Consider the following 15,995-nt stretch of genomic DNA (forward strand, 5'->3'; position numbering starts at 1 on the left):
CCAGATCCGGATTAAAATCTAAATTGTTATTATTATTTACTTATCAGCATCCATTTTGCTTTCTTGTCATTATCTCTCCAATCGTAATACAAGCAGTATAAAATAAGAAAAGCCGGCAAATTGGGATATGCCAGCTTTGTAAGCGATTAATGTATTTCTTCCCTTCAGATAAATTCTATTTCCCAGCTTACGGAAAGCAGCTAGTTGATTATCATTTTCTTGAAACCTTCAGTGTTACGTTTTTCAAACCAATCATTCTTAGCGACAGTAGATCTTTTTAATTGAGCGATTAACCAGATCGCGCCGGTTGTAATTGCTATGACCAGGATCATGAAAAAATAAGGACCAAAGGTGTCGGAATATTTGAGTAAATGTATCATAACGGTTTCATTTTAAAGTTGATAGTCAGGTAACAGCCATATAAAATAACCGTACCACAATCTGAAACATCATCATTTTCATAGAAATCCCGTAGCCTGAGATTTATACGTACTGTCTTCATCAACAATATCATAGACCCCGAAACATATTGTCCGTTTTTATACACATAACGCAGATTATAAAAATAAATATTACACTATTTGTATTCAGCCTAAATAAGAATAATATTTGCAGAAAATCTTTTGTATGATTTCATTCTATCTCTTTATGCTGGGCTGCTACTTTTATTACAGCAGGTCAAAATATTTTCCTTTACAAATTTTCCGTCCTGCGTCATCAATGGATTGGTTTTCACCAGCTATCCTGATTGCGGGAATTGGGTTAAACATTTTTCGTGAAGGCTGGGTTAGCGGTTTTTTGCTCTCCATCGTGTCATGTTCTCTGGCGGTTATACTGATTCAATTTACAGCGGTGCTGGGGAAAAAATATTTTTACAGTCTGGCCATTTTCGCTCATAGCCTGATAATCTTAGATCTGTTAAGTTAATGCCTGCAAAAAAAGAATATTTAACCACGCCGGCTCAGAGAGCCTTGAAAATTTCGGCAGGAATTCTGGGAGGATACTTGCTCTCGTCGGCCCTGCATCTTGCTTTGGCCGCCCTGATTCCTTTCCGCAGTGAAGTGCTTTTAACAGGAGCTTTCTCGGTATTTATCTGCTGGGTCGTCTTTATGGTCCTTGCCTTTCTGTCAAATAGTGGATGGAAAATCTGGGGTATTTATCTATCCCTCAGCTTGTTATTCGCATTGATCATTTATTTTCTTCGATAGCCATGAAATTAAAAGGTTTAGGAAACCGGGCATATAATATTATGTTTCATACGCATACTGTATCTGGCATTGTGATCAGTTTTGCTTTGTACGTTATTTTTTTCGCCGGCGCTTTTACACTTTTCAAAGATGAATTTTATCAGTGGGAAAATCCGAAAGCGCGGGTTCCTCTCGTTTCCGATATTGATTATGACAATGTTTTTAGACAGATAAAACGTAAAAATCCTTATTTTGAAACAGATAAAGATCTGTACGTCGCAATTCCTTCCAAGGAGAATCCGTTAATCAATATTCGTGGAAGAGAAGTAAAAAAAGGTAGCGAGCCAGCTTATGTGGGCTTTATATACAACCCGGTCAGCCATGAGCTGCAATCTGACACTCCTTATACAACCACAGTTGGCGAAACACTATACCGGCTTCATTTTCTGGATCAGCTTCCTTTACTTGGCCGTTACCTTGCCGGTTTCATCGCATTGTTCTTTTTCTTTGCAAGTCTTACCGGTCTTCTTATTCACTGGCGAAATATATTCAGCAAATTCTACGGATATTCATTAAAAGGCACGTGGAGACAGATTTGGACCAATGCGCATACCGTTTTCGGATTGATAGGATTGCCCTTTCAAATGATGTATGCCATCACCGGGGCATTTTATTTACTTACATTGCTGATTCTTGCACCGGCAGTTATGGTTTTATACGGCGGCGATCAGCAAAAACTATTATCCGTTATTCGTCCTTACGAGGGAATAAAATTTGATCCGAAATCGCCTGAGACAACAAAAAATTTATCAATCAGTCAAATTATTTCTAATCTCAAAACAGAGCATCCGGATTATCATCTTACCTTTTTAAACATTGACAATTATGGTCGGGAAGATGGTGTGATGACCACCCGGATTGTTGACGACAGACATTTTACGGGCGACGGCATCATATCGGTCAGGCTTCGTGACGGAAAAAAAGTTGTTGAAGTAATCCCTGGCAATAAGGCTTATGTAGAATCGGTACTAGATGGTATTGCACGGTTGCATTTCGCAAAGTTTGGAGGTTTGTTATTGAAAACGGTTTATTTTATCCTTGCCTTATTTACCTGTTTTGTGATTATAAGCGGAGTTCTGTTGTGGAAGGAAGCAAGAAATAAGAAGAATTATACAGAGAAACAAAAACGTTTTCACCACCGCGTTACAATGTGGTACCTTTCCATTTGTTTTGGATTATTTCCTGCAACAGCTATTCTTTTCAATGCTGAACTGCTGGTATCTTCCGAGTCATCCAAACATACATTCTGGGTTAACACAACCTTTTTTATCTCGTGGCTGATGCTTATCATTTTAGGATTAATTTGTAAAACTGAAACAAAAATGACCAAAGTTTTTCTGGTATTGACCGGAATTTTTTCGCTCATAATTCCTTTGACAAATGGTTTAAAAACCGGAGACTGGATCTGGGTTGCTTTGTTCAAATCTAATTATTTTGTAGCGGGAACTGATATTTTCTGGCTGATAACAGGAATCTCAACACTTTTTTTATCGCTGCTCGTAAAAAATAAATCTACTGTCGTTTCCAGAAAAGTAGTAGAAGAAATTGCCTGAAACCAAGAATAACCTGAAACGTTTTATATAATTTTCCAGAACCGAATTTTCTAAATATGGTTTCCAGAAGCTTTTTTGATAACTTTTTAATTCTCTGACGTGCTTCCTTCAAACTTTGATAACTTTGTAACATTCTAAGACAGTGTTGCAATTTTATGAAAAGTGAAGCTACAAAAACAATAAAGCTGGCATTGCCAATTATTATCGGAGAACTAGCCCAAATGGCTCTCCACCTGATTGACTCGGCCATGGTTGGTGCCATTAGTTACAAACAACTGGCGGCTGCGGCCCTGGTGGTCAACACGATGAACATTCCTTTTGTGATCGGAATTGGTATGACAATTTCTGTTTCTCAAATGGTTTCACTTTCACATGGAAGGCGCGACGGGCAGCAGGTTTCCCATTATTTGTTTAACGGGTTTTGTTTATGCGCGCTTACGGCAATCCTTATTTCGCTAACTCTTGTTTTTGGCAAAAATGTCCTGTATCATCTGGGTCAGGATCCGGAGGTTGTACGCCTTGCGCTTCCTTTCATGCAGCTCATGGGATTATCGATCATTCCGATGTTGCTTTTTATGACGCTGAAACAATTTACAGACGGCCTGGAATTTACAAAAACCGCCATGTTTCTTTCCCTTGCCGGTATGCCTGTAAATATTCTTTTGAACTGGCTGCTTATTTATGGAAACTGGGGATTCCCTCGACTGGAACTGGTTGGCGCAGGCTATGCCACTTTAATTACCCGTACCCTCATTTTCCTTGCTTTGGGTACCACAATTTTAAGACACAAAACGTTTCGCAAATATATTGCGGTTAGAAGTAAACAATGGGTTTTACAACGGAAAACACTTGGAGAATTGCTTCATATTGGTATTCCCAGCAGTTTACAAATCGGCATGGAAGCCGGAGCTTTCGCTGTTTCCGGTATTATTATTGGAACAATCGGAGCTGTGGCACAAGCAGCACATCAGATTGCTCTAAGCAGCGCATCTTTTACATTTATGGTATCTATGGGCCTTGCGCAAGCAGGTTCCATCCGGGTGAGCAACGCTTTTGGGACATCCAACTGGCCGAAAATTGCTCTGATTGGAAAAAGTACAATGATCACCGCATTGATTTATGGTACCTTCTGTGCCGTTGCCTTTGCCGTGTTCCGTTATGAATTACCAAAAGCATTTAATGACAATGCCGAAGTTTTACAGTTGGCTGCTTTACTCCTTTTATTTGCCGCCGTTTTTCAGATATCTGATAGCACGCAAGCCATCAGTGCCGGTTTGTTGAGAGGTATAAAAGACGTGAAAGCGCCAACGATATTGATCGCCATTGCTTATTGGGTGATCGGTTTGCCAACAGGTTATTTACTTGCTTTTCATTTTAAAATGGGTGCTCCCGGCATCTGGCTTGGATTGATCATAGGTCTTACTTTGGCCTCCGTGTTTTTAATCAACCGCTTTTTGAAAATGTCAAAAAGGAATAATTAACTGTGGTGATACATTACTTTTTGGAAATCAAAATCTGGATTGTTTGAATTTTGCAATCATCCGTTTGATACAAGCAACAGATATTGACAGCAGTGACGGTACTTTTGTTTTAACAAAAAGAACAAAAATATGGATTCCCAGAAAACATGGTTTGTAACAGGAGCGTCAAAAGGTTTGGGGCTTAGTTTGGTAAAACAATTATTGGAAGCAGGGCAAAATGTTGCTGCTACATCAAGAAATATCGAAGAATTAACCAAGGCGGTAAATTCTTCCGGGGACTCTTTCCTGCCCATTTCTGTTGATTTAGCTAACGAGAAGAGTGTAGCCGATGCGCTTGAAAAAACGAATGCACAATTCGGCAGTATAGATGTCGTCATTAACAATGCTGGTTATGGAATCGGTGGAAGCATTGAAGAGCTCACGGACGAAGAGACCCGTTTAAGTTTTGATGTCAATGTATTTGCTATGCTGAATGTGATCAGAAAAGCGCTGCCTTACTTGAGAAAGCAAAAATCAGGGCATATTATCAACATTTCTTCCATTGCGGGCATAGCGCCGGGAACTGGCTGGTCAATATATGCGGCAACGAAATATGCTGTGATCGGTTTGTCGGAAGTATTGGCAGATGATGTAAAATCGTTTGGTATTAAGGTAACCGTTGTGGCTCCCGGCGCCTTTCGCACAAGTTTCCTAACACCGGAATCTTTGGTAATGACCAGCAATCCGATTGAGGAATACCAGGCTGTGAGAGATTCACATGCCAAATACTTAAACATGGATGGAAACCAGGCCGGCGACCCTGAAAAAGCCGCTGCTGCCATGATTCAGATTGTTTCAGAACAAAATCCTCCCTTATATCTTTTACTAGGAAAAGATGCCTATGAACGGGCATTCAAAAAAATGGAGGTTTTGACTCAAGAATATGAAAAGTGGGAAGATCTGACAAAATCCACCGGTTTTGAAGCATGAATTTGAAATAAAAAAAGAAGTCAACCCTCAGCGTTTTGCATTTCGGGGTTGACTTCTTTATTATATCAAAAAGTATTAATGCAGTCCGATCAATTTTCCAGAACAGACAGAACAATTTTAATCGTCCCTTCAATGATCTCTTTTTCCGGTTCAGATTTACTGTAAGCCTTTAATCCCCAGAGGTTATTGACAAAAAATCCGGCTAATGCCTTCGCTGACTGTTTTGTTGTAATTTGGCCCAGCTCCTGCCCTCTTTTAATTGCTTTATAAAACCCATCTTCAATCGCCTGACGATTTTCAGTGATTATTTCTGCAATTTCTGCATCGTGCGGCGCAAGTTCAATTCTTGAATTAACCATAAAACAACCCTTTGGTGAGTTATCACCAAGACACTCCACAGCCGTTGCCTGAAAAATTGCTTTAATGACAGCAGGAACATCCCCGGCATTATCCAGAAGGGAAATCATATTTCCGGTAACCTTGCTGCGATAACGCCTTAAAGCTCTGATAAACAGCGTTCTTTTATCGCCATAGGTATCATATAAACTTGAACGGCTAAGACTTAATCCGTCAACAAGTTCCTGGGCCGAAATACCATTATATCCTTTAAACCAGAACAAATCCATTGCTTTGTCCAGCACAAGTTCTTCATCAAATTCTTTTGATCTTGCCATAACTAACTTGAAAGTTCAACAATGAAATTAAATCTGCCGTGAAGAATATTTATCCAGTCGCGATAACATTTCTTCCAGCTTTGTCAGTGTAAAACTGATCTCCTTTTCCCCAAACCGGTAGGACGGTCCGGAAACACAAACTACTGCAATCACCTTTCGCTGGTGAAAAACAGGAACAGCCACACAATTAAGGTCGGGCTCGTATTTTTCAATGTCAAGTGCGTAACCGTTTTTCTTAATTTTTACAACATCTTGTCTCAATGTTTCATGAAAACTGTCATCCTGAAATTTGATCAGGCTATTTTGAAGATGATCCGAATACGATAGAAAAACTTTGCCTATTGCAGTAGTTGTCATCTCATATTCTTTACCCAATTCCAACGAAATCCGTACAGAACGGTTGGGCTCACATTTCAGTTCATGCCGAAAATAGGACCCCATTTGAATGGCAAGGTAAGACGTTTCTCTGGTCACTTCGGTGATGCTTTCCAGAACCGGTTTCAATTCTTTTTTTATTTGGAAAAGCGACACATCAGGAGAATACAGACACTGAAATTTATAGGTAATCCGGTAGCGAGGCGTCAATTCGTCCTGTTCAATATAACCAAGTTCTTTAAGCGTGTTCAAAAAATTATGCACAGTCGTTTTTTTCAAACCCACCGCATCTGCAATATCATTTAGCCTGACAAAGTTCCCGTTAAATGCGATATATTCCAGTATTTGAAAAGCTCTTTCTACTGATTGTATCATAAAGTTCAGCAATGATGAACAAATTGAGAATATCGCACATAATTTATTTATTAAATTCAAAACTACCGTAATTTCGGATCAGTAACAAATAAACAGTCCTGCCAGACGGGCCAGAATAAATAAGTATTGCGAAAATTTGTCTGGCATAAGGATTGAACCAATATTTTCAGAATCAAACATTACCAAAATGGAAAAAAGGAAATTAGGAAATTCAGATATTGAAATTGCACCGCTTGTGTTTGGTGGAAATGTTTTTGGCTGGACAACAGATGATAACCGTACATTCGAATTGCTTGACGCTTTTGTAGATGCTGGTTTTAATGCTGTGGACACAGCGGATGTTTACTCAGCATGGGTTCCGGGAAATCATGGCGGAGAATCCGAAACGGCCATTGGCAAGTGGTTAAAAAAAAGCGGAAAACGGGATAGAATTATTTTAGCTACCAAAGTGGCTTCCGAGATGGGTCCCGGCAAAAAAGGACTTAGTAAAAAATATATTCTGGAAGCAGTTGAAAGTTCATTGAAAAGATTACAAACTGATTACATCGATTTGTATCAATCGCATTATGATGATCCTGAAACACCCGTTGAAGAAACACTGGAAGCTTATTATGACCTTGTAAAGGCAGGAAAAGTACGTATTATTGGCGCATCCAACTTCCCGATACCAAGACTGGAAGAATCAATTAAAGTAAGTCAGCAGGAAAATCTGGCCGTTTACCAAACATTCCAGCCTGAATTTAATTTGTTTGACAGACAGGATTTTGAAGAAAACATTGCACCGTTCACCGTCGACAACAACCTGAGTGTAATAAGCTATTTCTCTCTTGCAAGCGGTTTTCTTTCGGGAAAATATCGTTCAAAAGACGATTTGAAAGGAAGCAAAAGAGGTGGTATGGTTGAAAAATATCTTACCGAAAGAGGCTTTAAAATACTGGCAGCACTGGATGAGCTCTCGGCTGAATATAACAGCAACCCGGCGACAGTTTCTCTTGCATGGCTGATCGCACATCCTGCGGTAACGGCTCCGATAGCAAGTGCGACAACGCTTGATCAGCTGGAACAGTTAACCCAGGCGGCAACCATCAATCTGGATGAAGCCGCTATTGAAAAATTGAACTCTGCCAGCGCCTGGTAATAGTAATATTTGTATGGAAATAAAAAAGTTGGTATAGACAAAATAGTCGCTGCCAATTTTTTTATTTCTCCTCAAAAGCTAACAGAGATTCATATGGATTTCCGGTAAGTCCTAATAATTCTGCAAATGCCGGCTCAGTTTTAATCCCCTGCCGTTTTAATTCTATCACAGCATTTCTGAAATCTTCCCCTTTTTCAAGCAAAATTTTATATTCCACAAGCATATGCCTGAAAGCCGTTTGCTGATGTGATGGAATGTTTTGTCCAAAAATCTCTATTTCAAAATCATCAATAAAAAAATTGGCTATAACCGTTTCCTGATTATTAATAACAGCATCTTTGATCTGAAAACTTTCTTTATCAGAAAATTGACTTAGAATAACAGAGACAAATTCATCCTTATCTTTCCAGTAACAGATTATATCCAGGTCACTTTTTTCTATATCAATATTTAACGGAATTGTTCCCGCCAGAATCGGGTTAAAAGTGGCCAGTAAATCCAGTATACGATTATTTATCAATAGGTTAAAAACAGCACGTTGTTTTATATTTCCATTTTTCAGATAAGAAATATCGGTGAAATCAATCATAATAAACTGGAATTTTACATGGCGCGGTATTGAAGCTGATACTGTCTTGGAGTTAATTTCATGATACTTTTAAATTGAATCAGGAAATTGGCCAGACTGTTATATCCGCTTTCATAAGCAATTTCGGTAACGCTCCGATTTGAGCTGATCAGGATTTTACAGGCATATCCGATCCGTACTTCGTTCAAAAAATTAGAAAACCGTTTCCCGGTTTTGGATTTAAAATACCTGCAAAAAGCAGTTTCACTTAAATTTGTCAGTGCTGCTACTTCCTGCAAAGTAATTTTTGCCGACAGATTATTGATTACATGCAGGAAGACCAAATTAATCCGGTCGGATTCTGCCTCGGAATAGCGGTTCACGAAACCGGCGCTGGCCAACGGCAATATTTCCAGGCATTTGGATAGCCGGTCAAGGATTGATAATAGCGTAATAATTCTATTCATGCCGTCCTGCTCCTGTAAAGCTAAAAGCATATCGGCCACTTCGTCCCGCGTTTTCCCGACCACTTTTATTCCCTGTTTTGATTTTTTCAAAAACAGATCAATCGCGGAACATTCGGGCAGATTATAAAAGGCATCACCAATAAAAGCTTTGGGAAAATGAACCGTAAGAATTTCCGCTTCATGGCTCGGGTTCATGATATTTGACTGATCGTTCCGCCAGCAATGAGGTATGTCCGCCCCAACAAAAATTAAATCACCGGCCTCAAAAGATTCAACAGAATCACCCACAAACCGAAATCCGGAACTCTTCAATATCAATGAAATTTCCATTTCCGGATGATAATGAAATGGGTTTACGAAATGGTGACGTTTATTTTTTACAACATTGATACTGTTGGATGGTGGCGTCAGAATTTTATGGAATCTGGGCTGCATGGCATGCTGAAATTCAGTAAATACAAAAGGGTTACATACAAATCTATTTTAAATCTGTCAGAAAAACATTCATATTTACCTAAATTATAGTCTGTAATTACTAATCTTGCTAAGATTTTTAATAAATTGGCTAACATCCCTTACTTTAAGTATGGTTGTTGTTGCTAGTTTTGTTCTTGCCTCTAAAACTATTTCTAACATGCGTAACATTCTTATTTCGGCCCTGACATTGTTGATTTCGGCTTTTACCCTTACTTCATTTACAAACAATTCTCAAACAGGTTCCTGGGACGTACTTTTTGACGGAAAGTCCGTTGAAAAACTGAGAGCTTATCAAAGAACTGATTTTCCTTTGGAATGCTGGTCGATAGAAAACGGCTTACTTAAAACGATTCCCGGAGTAAAAAATACCGACATTCTGACCAAACAACAATACAAAAATTTTGAACTGCAATTTGACTGGAAAACATCTGTTGGTGGCAATGGCGGTGTTTTTTATAATGTGATTGAAGATGCGAAACACGAAGCAGGAAATGGCAACAGCCCAAACTGGCTGACCAATTTCGAAATGCAGCTTCTGGATGATATCGGTTTCAACGACAAAGAACCCAAACGTTCCGCCGGATCTTTATATGATTTGATCGCTCCAAAAAACAAAGTGCTCAAACCGGTTGGTACGTTTAATAACTCACGTTTGATTGTCAAAGATAAACATGTTGAACACTGGCTCAACGGACGAAAAGTGGTCGAATATACGATCGACAGTCCGGAGTTGAACGCATTAATTCAGGCAAGTAAGTATAAGGATATCGTTGGCTTTGCTCAGTATTCTGAGGGGCATATCATGTTTCAGCATCATGGACAGGAAATGTGGTATAAAAATATCAAAATCCGCCGGTTGTAGGCATGTTATGCTGTATTAAATCAAATTTAATGCAGCAATATTACCAATATTACTATTCCTGATCCTACCTTTGATTTAAGGTTCAAAACTAATTTAACATTCATGAAACGTTTATTTTTTCTATTACTGCTGACCCAATTATTCAATTCAGCAACTTCTTCTGCACAGGACATGACTTCAAAACTCGGCTATACAGGCTGGAATCATATGGCGCTTCATGTGAAAGATATTGAAGCCAGTAAAACTTTTTACAGGGAAATTATTGGTATGAAACCGGTCCAGGTTCCTGACAACTTAAAAGCGATCCGAGGCTGGTTTGATGCGGGAAACGGACAAATGATTCACTTATTGGCCGGACGTACTGAACCAATTGTGCATGATAAAGACGGAGGTCACATGGCACTATTTGTGGCTTCGATTGATCAGGCTGAAAAGTTTTTGACAGAAAAAAACATAAAATTTCACAAACAAGTAAGGTTTGACGGTGTTACCCAAATCTACTTTTCTGATCCGGACGGCTATCTAATTGAGCTCAACCAGAAGGCAAAATAATAAATAAAAAAGGAGAAAGGAGTCAGTTTAAAATTGGCTCCTTTTTCTTTTTTATACAACTCCTGAAATCATGCCATCCCACCGTTTGCACCGATATTTTGGGCAGAAATCCATTTTGCTTCGTCACTGGCAAGAAACACAACAACCTGAGCGATATCTTCCGGCTCGCCGATGCGATTAAAAGCAGAAAGTGAAGCCAGCCGGTCAATTACTTCCTGCGGTTTTCCTTTGGTAAAAAGCTCAGTATTGGTTGGTCCCGGAGAAACTGAATTAACATTAATTCCTCTTGCTCCCACTTCTTTCGAAAATACGCGTGTCAGTTGTTCAACGGCAGCTTTCGTAGCGACGTAGGTTGCGTACGTCGGCAACATGATACGGTTTACCGAAGTTGAAAAATTAATAACACTTCCGTTCTCAGCCAAACGGGTGGCCGCCTCGCGCATGGTATTAAAAGTACCTCTGACATTGATATCGAACTGACGTGTAAAATCTTCATCCGTTGTGTCCTTGATCAGTTTGTTGATCAGGATCCCGGCATTATTTACCAGCACATCAATTTTTCCATAATGACTGATCGCAGCGTCAAAAAGATTTTTCACATCTTCTGACTTGCTCACATCAGCCTGAAACGCAATAGCATCGCCTCCATTACTGATAATCTGGCTTACTACTTCTTCGGCAGCGTCTTTTCCCCCGGCATAATTAACAATTACTTTGGCACCGGCCGCTGCAAGTTTCTGTGCGATAACCGCGCCAATACCTCTTGAAGAACCCGTTACCAATATTACTTTGTCTTTTAAAGTGCTCATGTTTTCTTTTGTTTAAATTGATAATTCAAAGGTGGGCGATGAGAGCTCCTGAAAAATATTACATTTAAAGCAGTAGAAATGAATTTCTAAGATTTACAAAAACCAGTAAAAAATGTCGTGCTAGTAATCAAATTCGGCTTTGTGTTTTTTGATAAATGTTTCCCAGGTCACAGGATTATTTCCTGTGATCAGCGGAAAATTATCAAATATCTCGTCCGCTCCCGGAATTGTCCCGGCTGCGTAACGCTTGTAATGATCGTATACACAATGCATGTAAGCCATATCAGCTCCGGATTCCTGCATGGATTTCAGAAAAACGTCTGGTGACTGCGGTTGATATTGAAATGGCTTTTTTATCATTTTTGTCAGCATTTCAGCAATATCATCGTACGATTTGGCGTCGTATCCCATCCGGTAAGTTTTTCCCGAATGAATATCCGGATGCAATAAAGACAAGGCTGCAACCTGTGCAACATCCTCTGCGTCTACCCAGCTTTTTGTTGCGTTTTCAACATACTGATTAAAAATCCCCTCCTTAACAACCTGCTTACCACCGTAGCTTAGCATATTCTGCATAAAAGTTTCCGGTCTCAAATGGGTAAAAGAAAAGCCAGCAGATTCAATATATTTTTCAACCAGCTGATGCCAGGCCCAATGTGCGACCGTGGTATTATCCGGTCCACAGGCACCCAGATGGACAACATGTTTTACGCCTGCAACTTTTGCACTATCCAGAAAAACCTTGCTCTGACGAAGCATGTCAACAGTGTAATCTGTTACAATTAAAACGCGGTCAACATTTTTCAATGCCTCAGCGTGGGAAAGTTCATCGTCAAAATCAAAAAGAACAGTATCTATTCCCTTCCTCTTAAATTGGCGGGCCTTATCCTGTGTACGTACAGCCGCTATAACTTCAACTTCATTATTATTTTTGAGAAACTCTATTGTTTTGTTTCCAACCTGGCCGGTAGCACCGGTAATCAATATTCTGGGTAGTTTGCTTTCTGACATTGCTAGTATAAAAAGAAACCGCAAAGTTACATTTATTGTCGGGCCGATCTAAACTGTAACCGTCATTCCCATTTTTAAACTTGGCACCTTTAACACTTATTATTGATTATCAATTGTTTGCAATTAATTTGATATATCTATAAAATAAATCAAAAATAACTGGGCTAAAATAAACTAAATGGTCTATTATTTTGTCTGAATATAAACGCAAAGAAAAATTGAATTTTTTTTGAAATAAAATAGACCAAATAGTCTAAAAAATTACAAAACATAAAAGAAAATGGAAAATCAAAAAATAGCTCTTATAACCGGTGCCAATCGTGGAATCGGATTTGAAACTGCAAAACAACTTGGCGAAAAAGGCGTAACTGTTGTGTTAACGGCGCGTCAGTTAAACGTAGCACAAGAGGCCGCTGATAAACTAAAAGCACAGGGAATCGACGCTTTCGGTGTTCAGCTGGATGTTACCAAAGCTGATGAGAGAAAAGCGGTAGCAGAATATCTTTCTGATAAATTTAGCAAACTTGACATTCTGATCAACAACGCCGGTGTGGCTCCGAAAGAAACATTGTCTGTCAACAAAACCATAGATACGACAGCCGATGAATTTGAATATGTTTTCAATACCAACCTATTCAGCGTTGTTTACCTGACCAAAGAACTTTTGCCATTAATCAAAAAAAGCAGTGCCGGACGTATCGTAAATTTGTCGAGCATACTTGGATCTCTGACCCTTCATTCCCAGGAAAATAGTCCTATTGCTTCATTTAGGGTACTTTCTTATAATGCATCAAAAGCAGCTTTGAATATGTTTACAACCCATCTTTCTGCGGAACTGGAAGGTACAGGTATTAAAGTCAATTCTGCACATCCAGGCTGGGTTCAAACGGAACTGGGGGGTGATGGCGCACCGATGAATATCACGGATGGAGCTAAAACGAGCGTTGAACTTGCATTACTAAATGCCGATGGCCCTACCGGCAAATTCATCCACCTTGGCGAAGAATTGCCCTGGTAGGCCTAAAAATAAATTTCTTTTTTAAGGGAAAATAATACATTCATCTTAATCAGCCATCTTAAAATTTTTCTAAATTATCATTTTGTTAAGCCCTTATTTATACTGAGGACAATAAATACCTTTGCGACTCAGAAGATATGGATTTAGACATGAGACAAGAAAAAATATTTATGCTCGAAACCGGGCGATGCCTGAAAGTAATAACAGAGGGATTACTAGCAGAAGATTTTTCGAAGATAACAATAACCGTTAATGTGCTGATTAAAGACCCCAAAGAAGAAGAATTTCGTTTACCGATTGTAGAAACGCATCCCAAGTTCTGGAAACTTAAAAAACTGAATGCAGAACAAGCGAGAGCACTTCAGACAAAATACAGTGGGATTTCTGAAAAACAGTTACGAAAAGCCGTTAAAGAATTTGAGCAAATGCTGAGTCCTGAGGTATTACAATAATGAAAAGAGCGGTCGAAAAAATTCGACCGCTCTTTTCATTTAAACTGAAGTGTTGTAGATCAATTATTTTTCAATCCCCACAGGGCAACGGACCTACCGTTAACCTTAAACGTTGCTGAACCGTCTTCGCCGATGACGATTTCATCACCCACATTTCCGAGGTAATCTACAAATGTTTTTCCGGCGTGTTTTTCACCGACAAACATTGCTTTTGTACCGTCTTCACCGTTTGAAATCAGAATGGCACAACCAGAATTTTCATGGTCGTCATCGCCTTCCCTTGTCCAGCCGATGCAATTCGGATGATCGAAATATTCATTTTGCTGACCATATGCCAAATGTTTTCTAACGTAAAGAAACACTTCCAGCTTGTCGATTCTTTCAAGTGTGATCTCGTGCTCTTCGCCGTCATTCCCTTTATCGGTGTATTTTGTTCCGTACAAATCCGTGTAAAAGATGCAAGGATATCCATCCTTTCTAAACAAAATCAAGGCATAGGCCAATGGACGGAACCAAGCCTCAACAGTTTGTTCCAGTGATTGCAGCGGCTGGGTATCATGATTTTCAACCAGCGTAACGGCAAGTTCCGGACAAGCCTGAACCAGCGTATTATCAAAAATAGTACAAAGATTGAAATCGCTGTTTTCTTTTGAAGCTTTATAAAAATTGCCTTGAAGAGGTGCATCAAAAAGAGACATTCTTCTGTTTGTCGCCTCAATATAAGTAAGCATCGAAGGCAAATCATACGGAGCCCAATACTCTCCTACTGTATAAAATTCCTTTTGATATTTCCCCCTTAAATGGTCCAGCCATTCATTGTAAAATTCCGGATCCATGTGTTTGATTGCGTCGAGGCGAAACCCGTCAACACCAACTGTTTCATAAAACCATTCTCCCCAACGTTTTAGCTCTTCTTTTACGAATGGATTCCGGAAATCAATATCAGAAAGCATCAGGTAATCATAGTTTCCGTTTTCAACATCCAGCACATCCTGCCAACCTTCGCCATATTGATTCTGAATGCTGAAAATTGCTGTTTCTTCATTTTTCGCGTCAAAATCGACACCTGAAAAACATTGGTAATCCCAAACAAAAGATGAATATTTTCCTTGTCTGCCCGGAAAAGTGAATTTTGTGTAAGCTTCAATTTCCATGGGCTCACTGATGAATTCATTCCGATTTTCGGGTGTCACTTTTTTTACTGTGACCACTTCCTTTTCGTCAGCACCACCCATATGATTCAAAACCACATCGGCGTATACCTGAAGGCCTGCTTCTTTTCCGGCATTAACGGCATCGATCAATTCCTGTTTTGTCCCATACTTTGTTCTTACAGATCCTTTTTGGTCGAATTCGCCGAGGTCATACAAATCGTAAGAATCGTAACCAGGAGACTTGCTTCCCTCCATTCCTTTATGTGCAGGCGGAAGCCAAACCGAATCAATACCAATTGATTTAAGTCGTTCTGCCTCATTTTTAAAGTGATTCCACAGACTTCCGTCGGCAGGATAATACCACTCAAAAAATTGCAGCATTGTAAAATTTTCCATGATGAAGTATAACTTTTAATCTAAACAGGCACAAAGACCATTCCCAAATTTTAATTAAAAATTGGTGATACAATTACTATGCCTTTGCCGAATTCAGCACATTAAATCAAAAAAATTGAGGATTAATATAATTTGGTACTTATGACTTTACGGTTTTAAAAATTTATTTTCAAATGTTAATTTGCGAACTTCTTTATTATGTAACCACTCAGTAAAGAGTATTAATAAGGGAATTGAACCTGATGATCAAAAAATAAAAAAAATGAATTAAAATGATCCAAAGAAAACTTTGAATCGTATATAAACGCGCGAGAGCCCATAACACTGACCGTCACTACTTTAATCCTCCAATTAAAATACTATGAATCACTGCTTTACTTATACGTTATCTTTTCAGGGGCACAGTCCTTCGATTTT

Annotated in this window: 16 protein-coding genes; 9 read left to right on the top strand and 7 right to left on the bottom strand. The window is 39.1% G+C overall.

All coding sequences use genetic code 11. From position 1 onward, the window contains the following. Window positions 1-627: 627 nt before the first annotated feature. From IEE83_RS15910 to IEE83_RS15930, 4 genes are all read left to right on the top strand, one after another. Window positions 628-927, top strand: a complete 300-nt coding sequence (locus IEE83_RS15910) for a hypothetical protein (protein WP_194121522.1) — start codon at window positions 628-630, stop codon at window positions 925-927. Between the two features lie 211 nt (window positions 928-1,138). Beyond that, on the top strand, window positions 1,139-2,800 hold the full coding sequence (locus IEE83_RS15920; protein WP_228101832.1) for a PepSY-associated TM helix domain-containing protein: 1,662 nt from the start codon (window positions 1,139-1,141) through the stop codon (window positions 2,798-2,800). A gap of 155 nt (window positions 2,801-2,955) precedes the next feature. Beyond that, window positions 2,956-4,281 (top strand): MATE family efflux transporter, encoded by a 1,326-nt coding sequence (locus IEE83_RS15925; protein WP_194121525.1) that lies wholly within the window; start codon window positions 2,956-2,958, stop codon window positions 4,279-4,281. A gap of 129 nt (window positions 4,282-4,410) precedes the next feature. Then, window positions 4,411-5,250 (top strand): oxidoreductase, encoded by an 840-nt coding sequence (locus IEE83_RS15930; RefSeq protein WP_194121526.1) that lies wholly within the window; start codon window positions 4,411-4,413, stop codon window positions 5,248-5,250. An 89-nt stretch (window positions 5,251-5,339) separates the two neighbouring features. Here the strand turns inward: IEE83_RS15930 and IEE83_RS15935 are convergent, their stop codons facing one another. Then, window positions 5,340-5,924: a TetR/AcrR family transcriptional regulator gene (locus IEE83_RS15935; RefSeq protein WP_194121527.1), complete on the bottom strand. Its 585-nt coding sequence runs from the start codon at window positions 5,922-5,924 to the stop codon at window positions 5,340-5,342. Window positions 5,925-5,951: 27 nt separating this feature from the next. Further along, complete coding sequence (locus IEE83_RS15940; protein ID WP_194121528.1) at window positions 5,952-6,674, bottom strand: IclR family transcriptional regulator; 723 nt, start codon at window positions 6,672-6,674, stop codon at window positions 5,952-5,954. 187 nt (window positions 6,675-6,861) lie between these two features. Between IEE83_RS15940 and IEE83_RS15945 the strand changes: the two genes are divergently transcribed. Then, on the top strand, window positions 6,862-7,812 hold the full coding sequence (locus IEE83_RS15945; RefSeq protein ID WP_194121529.1) for an aldo/keto reductase: 951 nt from the start codon (window positions 6,862-6,864) through the stop codon (window positions 7,810-7,812). A gap of 61 nt (window positions 7,813-7,873) precedes the next feature. Here the strand turns inward: IEE83_RS15945 and IEE83_RS15950 are convergent, their stop codons facing one another. Next, entirely contained in the window at window positions 7,874-8,401 is a 528-nt protein-coding gene (locus IEE83_RS15950; RefSeq protein WP_194121530.1) for a DUF4269 domain-containing protein, read from the bottom strand. Window positions 8,402-8,415: 14 nt separating this feature from the next. Next, on the bottom strand, window positions 8,416-9,282 hold the full coding sequence (locus IEE83_RS15955) for an AraC family transcriptional regulator (protein WP_194121531.1): 867 nt from the start codon (window positions 9,280-9,282) through the stop codon (window positions 8,416-8,418). A 199-nt stretch (window positions 9,283-9,481) separates the two neighbouring features. Between IEE83_RS15955 and IEE83_RS15960 the strand changes: the two genes are divergently transcribed. After that, on the top strand, window positions 9,482-10,186 hold the full coding sequence (locus tag IEE83_RS15960) for a 3-keto-disaccharide hydrolase (RefSeq protein WP_228101833.1): 705 nt from the start codon (window positions 9,482-9,484) through the stop codon (window positions 10,184-10,186). Window positions 10,187-10,288: 102 nt separating this feature from the next. Further along, on the top strand, window positions 10,289-10,738 hold the full coding sequence (locus IEE83_RS15965) for a VOC family protein (RefSeq protein ID WP_194121532.1): 450 nt from the start codon (window positions 10,289-10,291) through the stop codon (window positions 10,736-10,738). A 68-nt stretch (window positions 10,739-10,806) separates the two neighbouring features. On the opposite strand, the gene IEE83_RS15970 is transcribed toward IEE83_RS15965, so the two are convergent. Next, entirely contained in the window at window positions 10,807-11,547 is a 741-nt protein-coding gene (locus IEE83_RS15970; RefSeq protein ID WP_194121533.1) for an SDR family oxidoreductase, read from the bottom strand. Between the two features lie 120 nt (window positions 11,548-11,667). After that, the gene (locus IEE83_RS15975) at window positions 11,668-12,558 is read right to left on the bottom strand and encodes an SDR family oxidoreductase (protein ID WP_194121534.1); all 891 of its coding nucleotides are present in this window, start codon (window positions 12,556-12,558) and stop codon (window positions 11,668-11,670) included. 280 nt (window positions 12,559-12,838) lie between these two features. Between IEE83_RS15975 and IEE83_RS15980 the strand changes: the two genes are divergently transcribed. Both IEE83_RS15980 and IEE83_RS15985 read left to right on the top strand, forming a co-directional pair. After that, window positions 12,839-13,576, top strand: a complete 738-nt coding sequence (locus IEE83_RS15980) for an SDR family oxidoreductase (RefSeq protein WP_194121535.1) — start codon at window positions 12,839-12,841, stop codon at window positions 13,574-13,576. Window positions 13,577-13,725: 149 nt separating this feature from the next. Next, window positions 13,726-14,028, top strand: coding sequence for a hypothetical protein (locus IEE83_RS15985; protein WP_194121536.1), 303 nt, complete (start codon window positions 13,726-13,728; stop codon window positions 14,026-14,028). Between the two features lie 59 nt (window positions 14,029-14,087). Here IEE83_RS15985 and IEE83_RS15990 read toward each other — a convergent pair whose 3' ends face one another. Then, the gene (locus IEE83_RS15990; protein WP_194121537.1) at window positions 14,088-15,578 is read right to left on the bottom strand and encodes an alpha-amylase; all 1,491 of its coding nucleotides are present in this window, start codon (window positions 15,576-15,578) and stop codon (window positions 14,088-14,090) included. Between the last annotated feature and the right edge of the window lie 417 nt (window positions 15,579-15,995).

Source organism: Dyadobacter subterraneus, from assembly GCF_015221875.1.
Taxonomy (GTDB): domain Bacteria; phylum Bacteroidota; class Bacteroidia; order Cytophagales; family Spirosomataceae; genus Dyadobacter; species Dyadobacter subterraneus.

Bases quoted from the DNA above. Each gene is read 5' to 3' on its own strand.
- IEE83_RS15910 (WP_194121522.1), top strand. From the start codon at position 628: ATGATTTCATTCTATCTCTTTATGCTGGGCTGCTACTTTTATTACAGC.
- IEE83_RS15920 (WP_228101832.1), top strand. From the start codon at position 1,139: ATGGAAAATCTGGGGTATTTATCTATCCCTCAGCTTGTTATTCGCATT.
- IEE83_RS15925 (WP_194121525.1), top strand. From the start codon at position 2,956: ATGAAAAGTGAAGCTACAAAAACAATAAAGCTGGCATTGCCAATTATT.
- IEE83_RS15930 (WP_194121526.1), top strand. From the start codon at position 4,411: ATGGATTCCCAGAAAACATGGTTTGTAACAGGAGCGTCAAAAGGTTTG.
- IEE83_RS15935 (WP_194121527.1), bottom strand. From the start codon at position 5,924: ATGGCAAGATCAAAAGAATTTGATGAAGAACTTGTGCTGGACAAAGCA.
- IEE83_RS15940 (WP_194121528.1), bottom strand. From the start codon at position 6,674: ATGATACAATCAGTAGAAAGAGCTTTTCAAATACTGGAATATATCGCA.
- IEE83_RS15945 (WP_194121529.1), top strand. From the start codon at position 6,862: ATGGAAAAAAGGAAATTAGGAAATTCAGATATTGAAATTGCACCGCTT.
- IEE83_RS15950 (WP_194121530.1), bottom strand. From the start codon at position 8,401: ATGATTGATTTCACCGATATTTCTTATCTGAAAAATGGAAATATAAAA.
- IEE83_RS15955 (WP_194121531.1), bottom strand. From the start codon at position 9,282: ATGCAGCCCAGATTCCATAAAATTCTGACGCCACCATCCAACAGTATC.
- IEE83_RS15960 (WP_228101833.1), top strand. From the start codon at position 9,482: ATGCGTAACATTCTTATTTCGGCCCTGACATTGTTGATTTCGGCTTTT.
- IEE83_RS15965 (WP_194121532.1), top strand. From the start codon at position 10,289: ATGAAACGTTTATTTTTTCTATTACTGCTGACCCAATTATTCAATTCA.
- IEE83_RS15970 (WP_194121533.1), bottom strand. From the start codon at position 11,547: ATGAGCACTTTAAAAGACAAAGTAATATTGGTAACGGGTTCTTCAAGA.
- IEE83_RS15975 (WP_194121534.1), bottom strand. From the start codon at position 12,558: ATGTCAGAAAGCAAACTACCCAGAATATTGATTACCGGTGCTACCGGC.
- IEE83_RS15980 (WP_194121535.1), top strand. From the start codon at position 12,839: ATGGAAAATCAAAAAATAGCTCTTATAACCGGTGCCAATCGTGGAATC.
- IEE83_RS15985 (WP_194121536.1), top strand. From the start codon at position 13,726: ATGAGACAAGAAAAAATATTTATGCTCGAAACCGGGCGATGCCTGAAA.
- IEE83_RS15990 (WP_194121537.1), bottom strand. From the start codon at position 15,578: ATGGAAAATTTTACAATGCTGCAATTTTTTGAGTGGTATTATCCTGCC.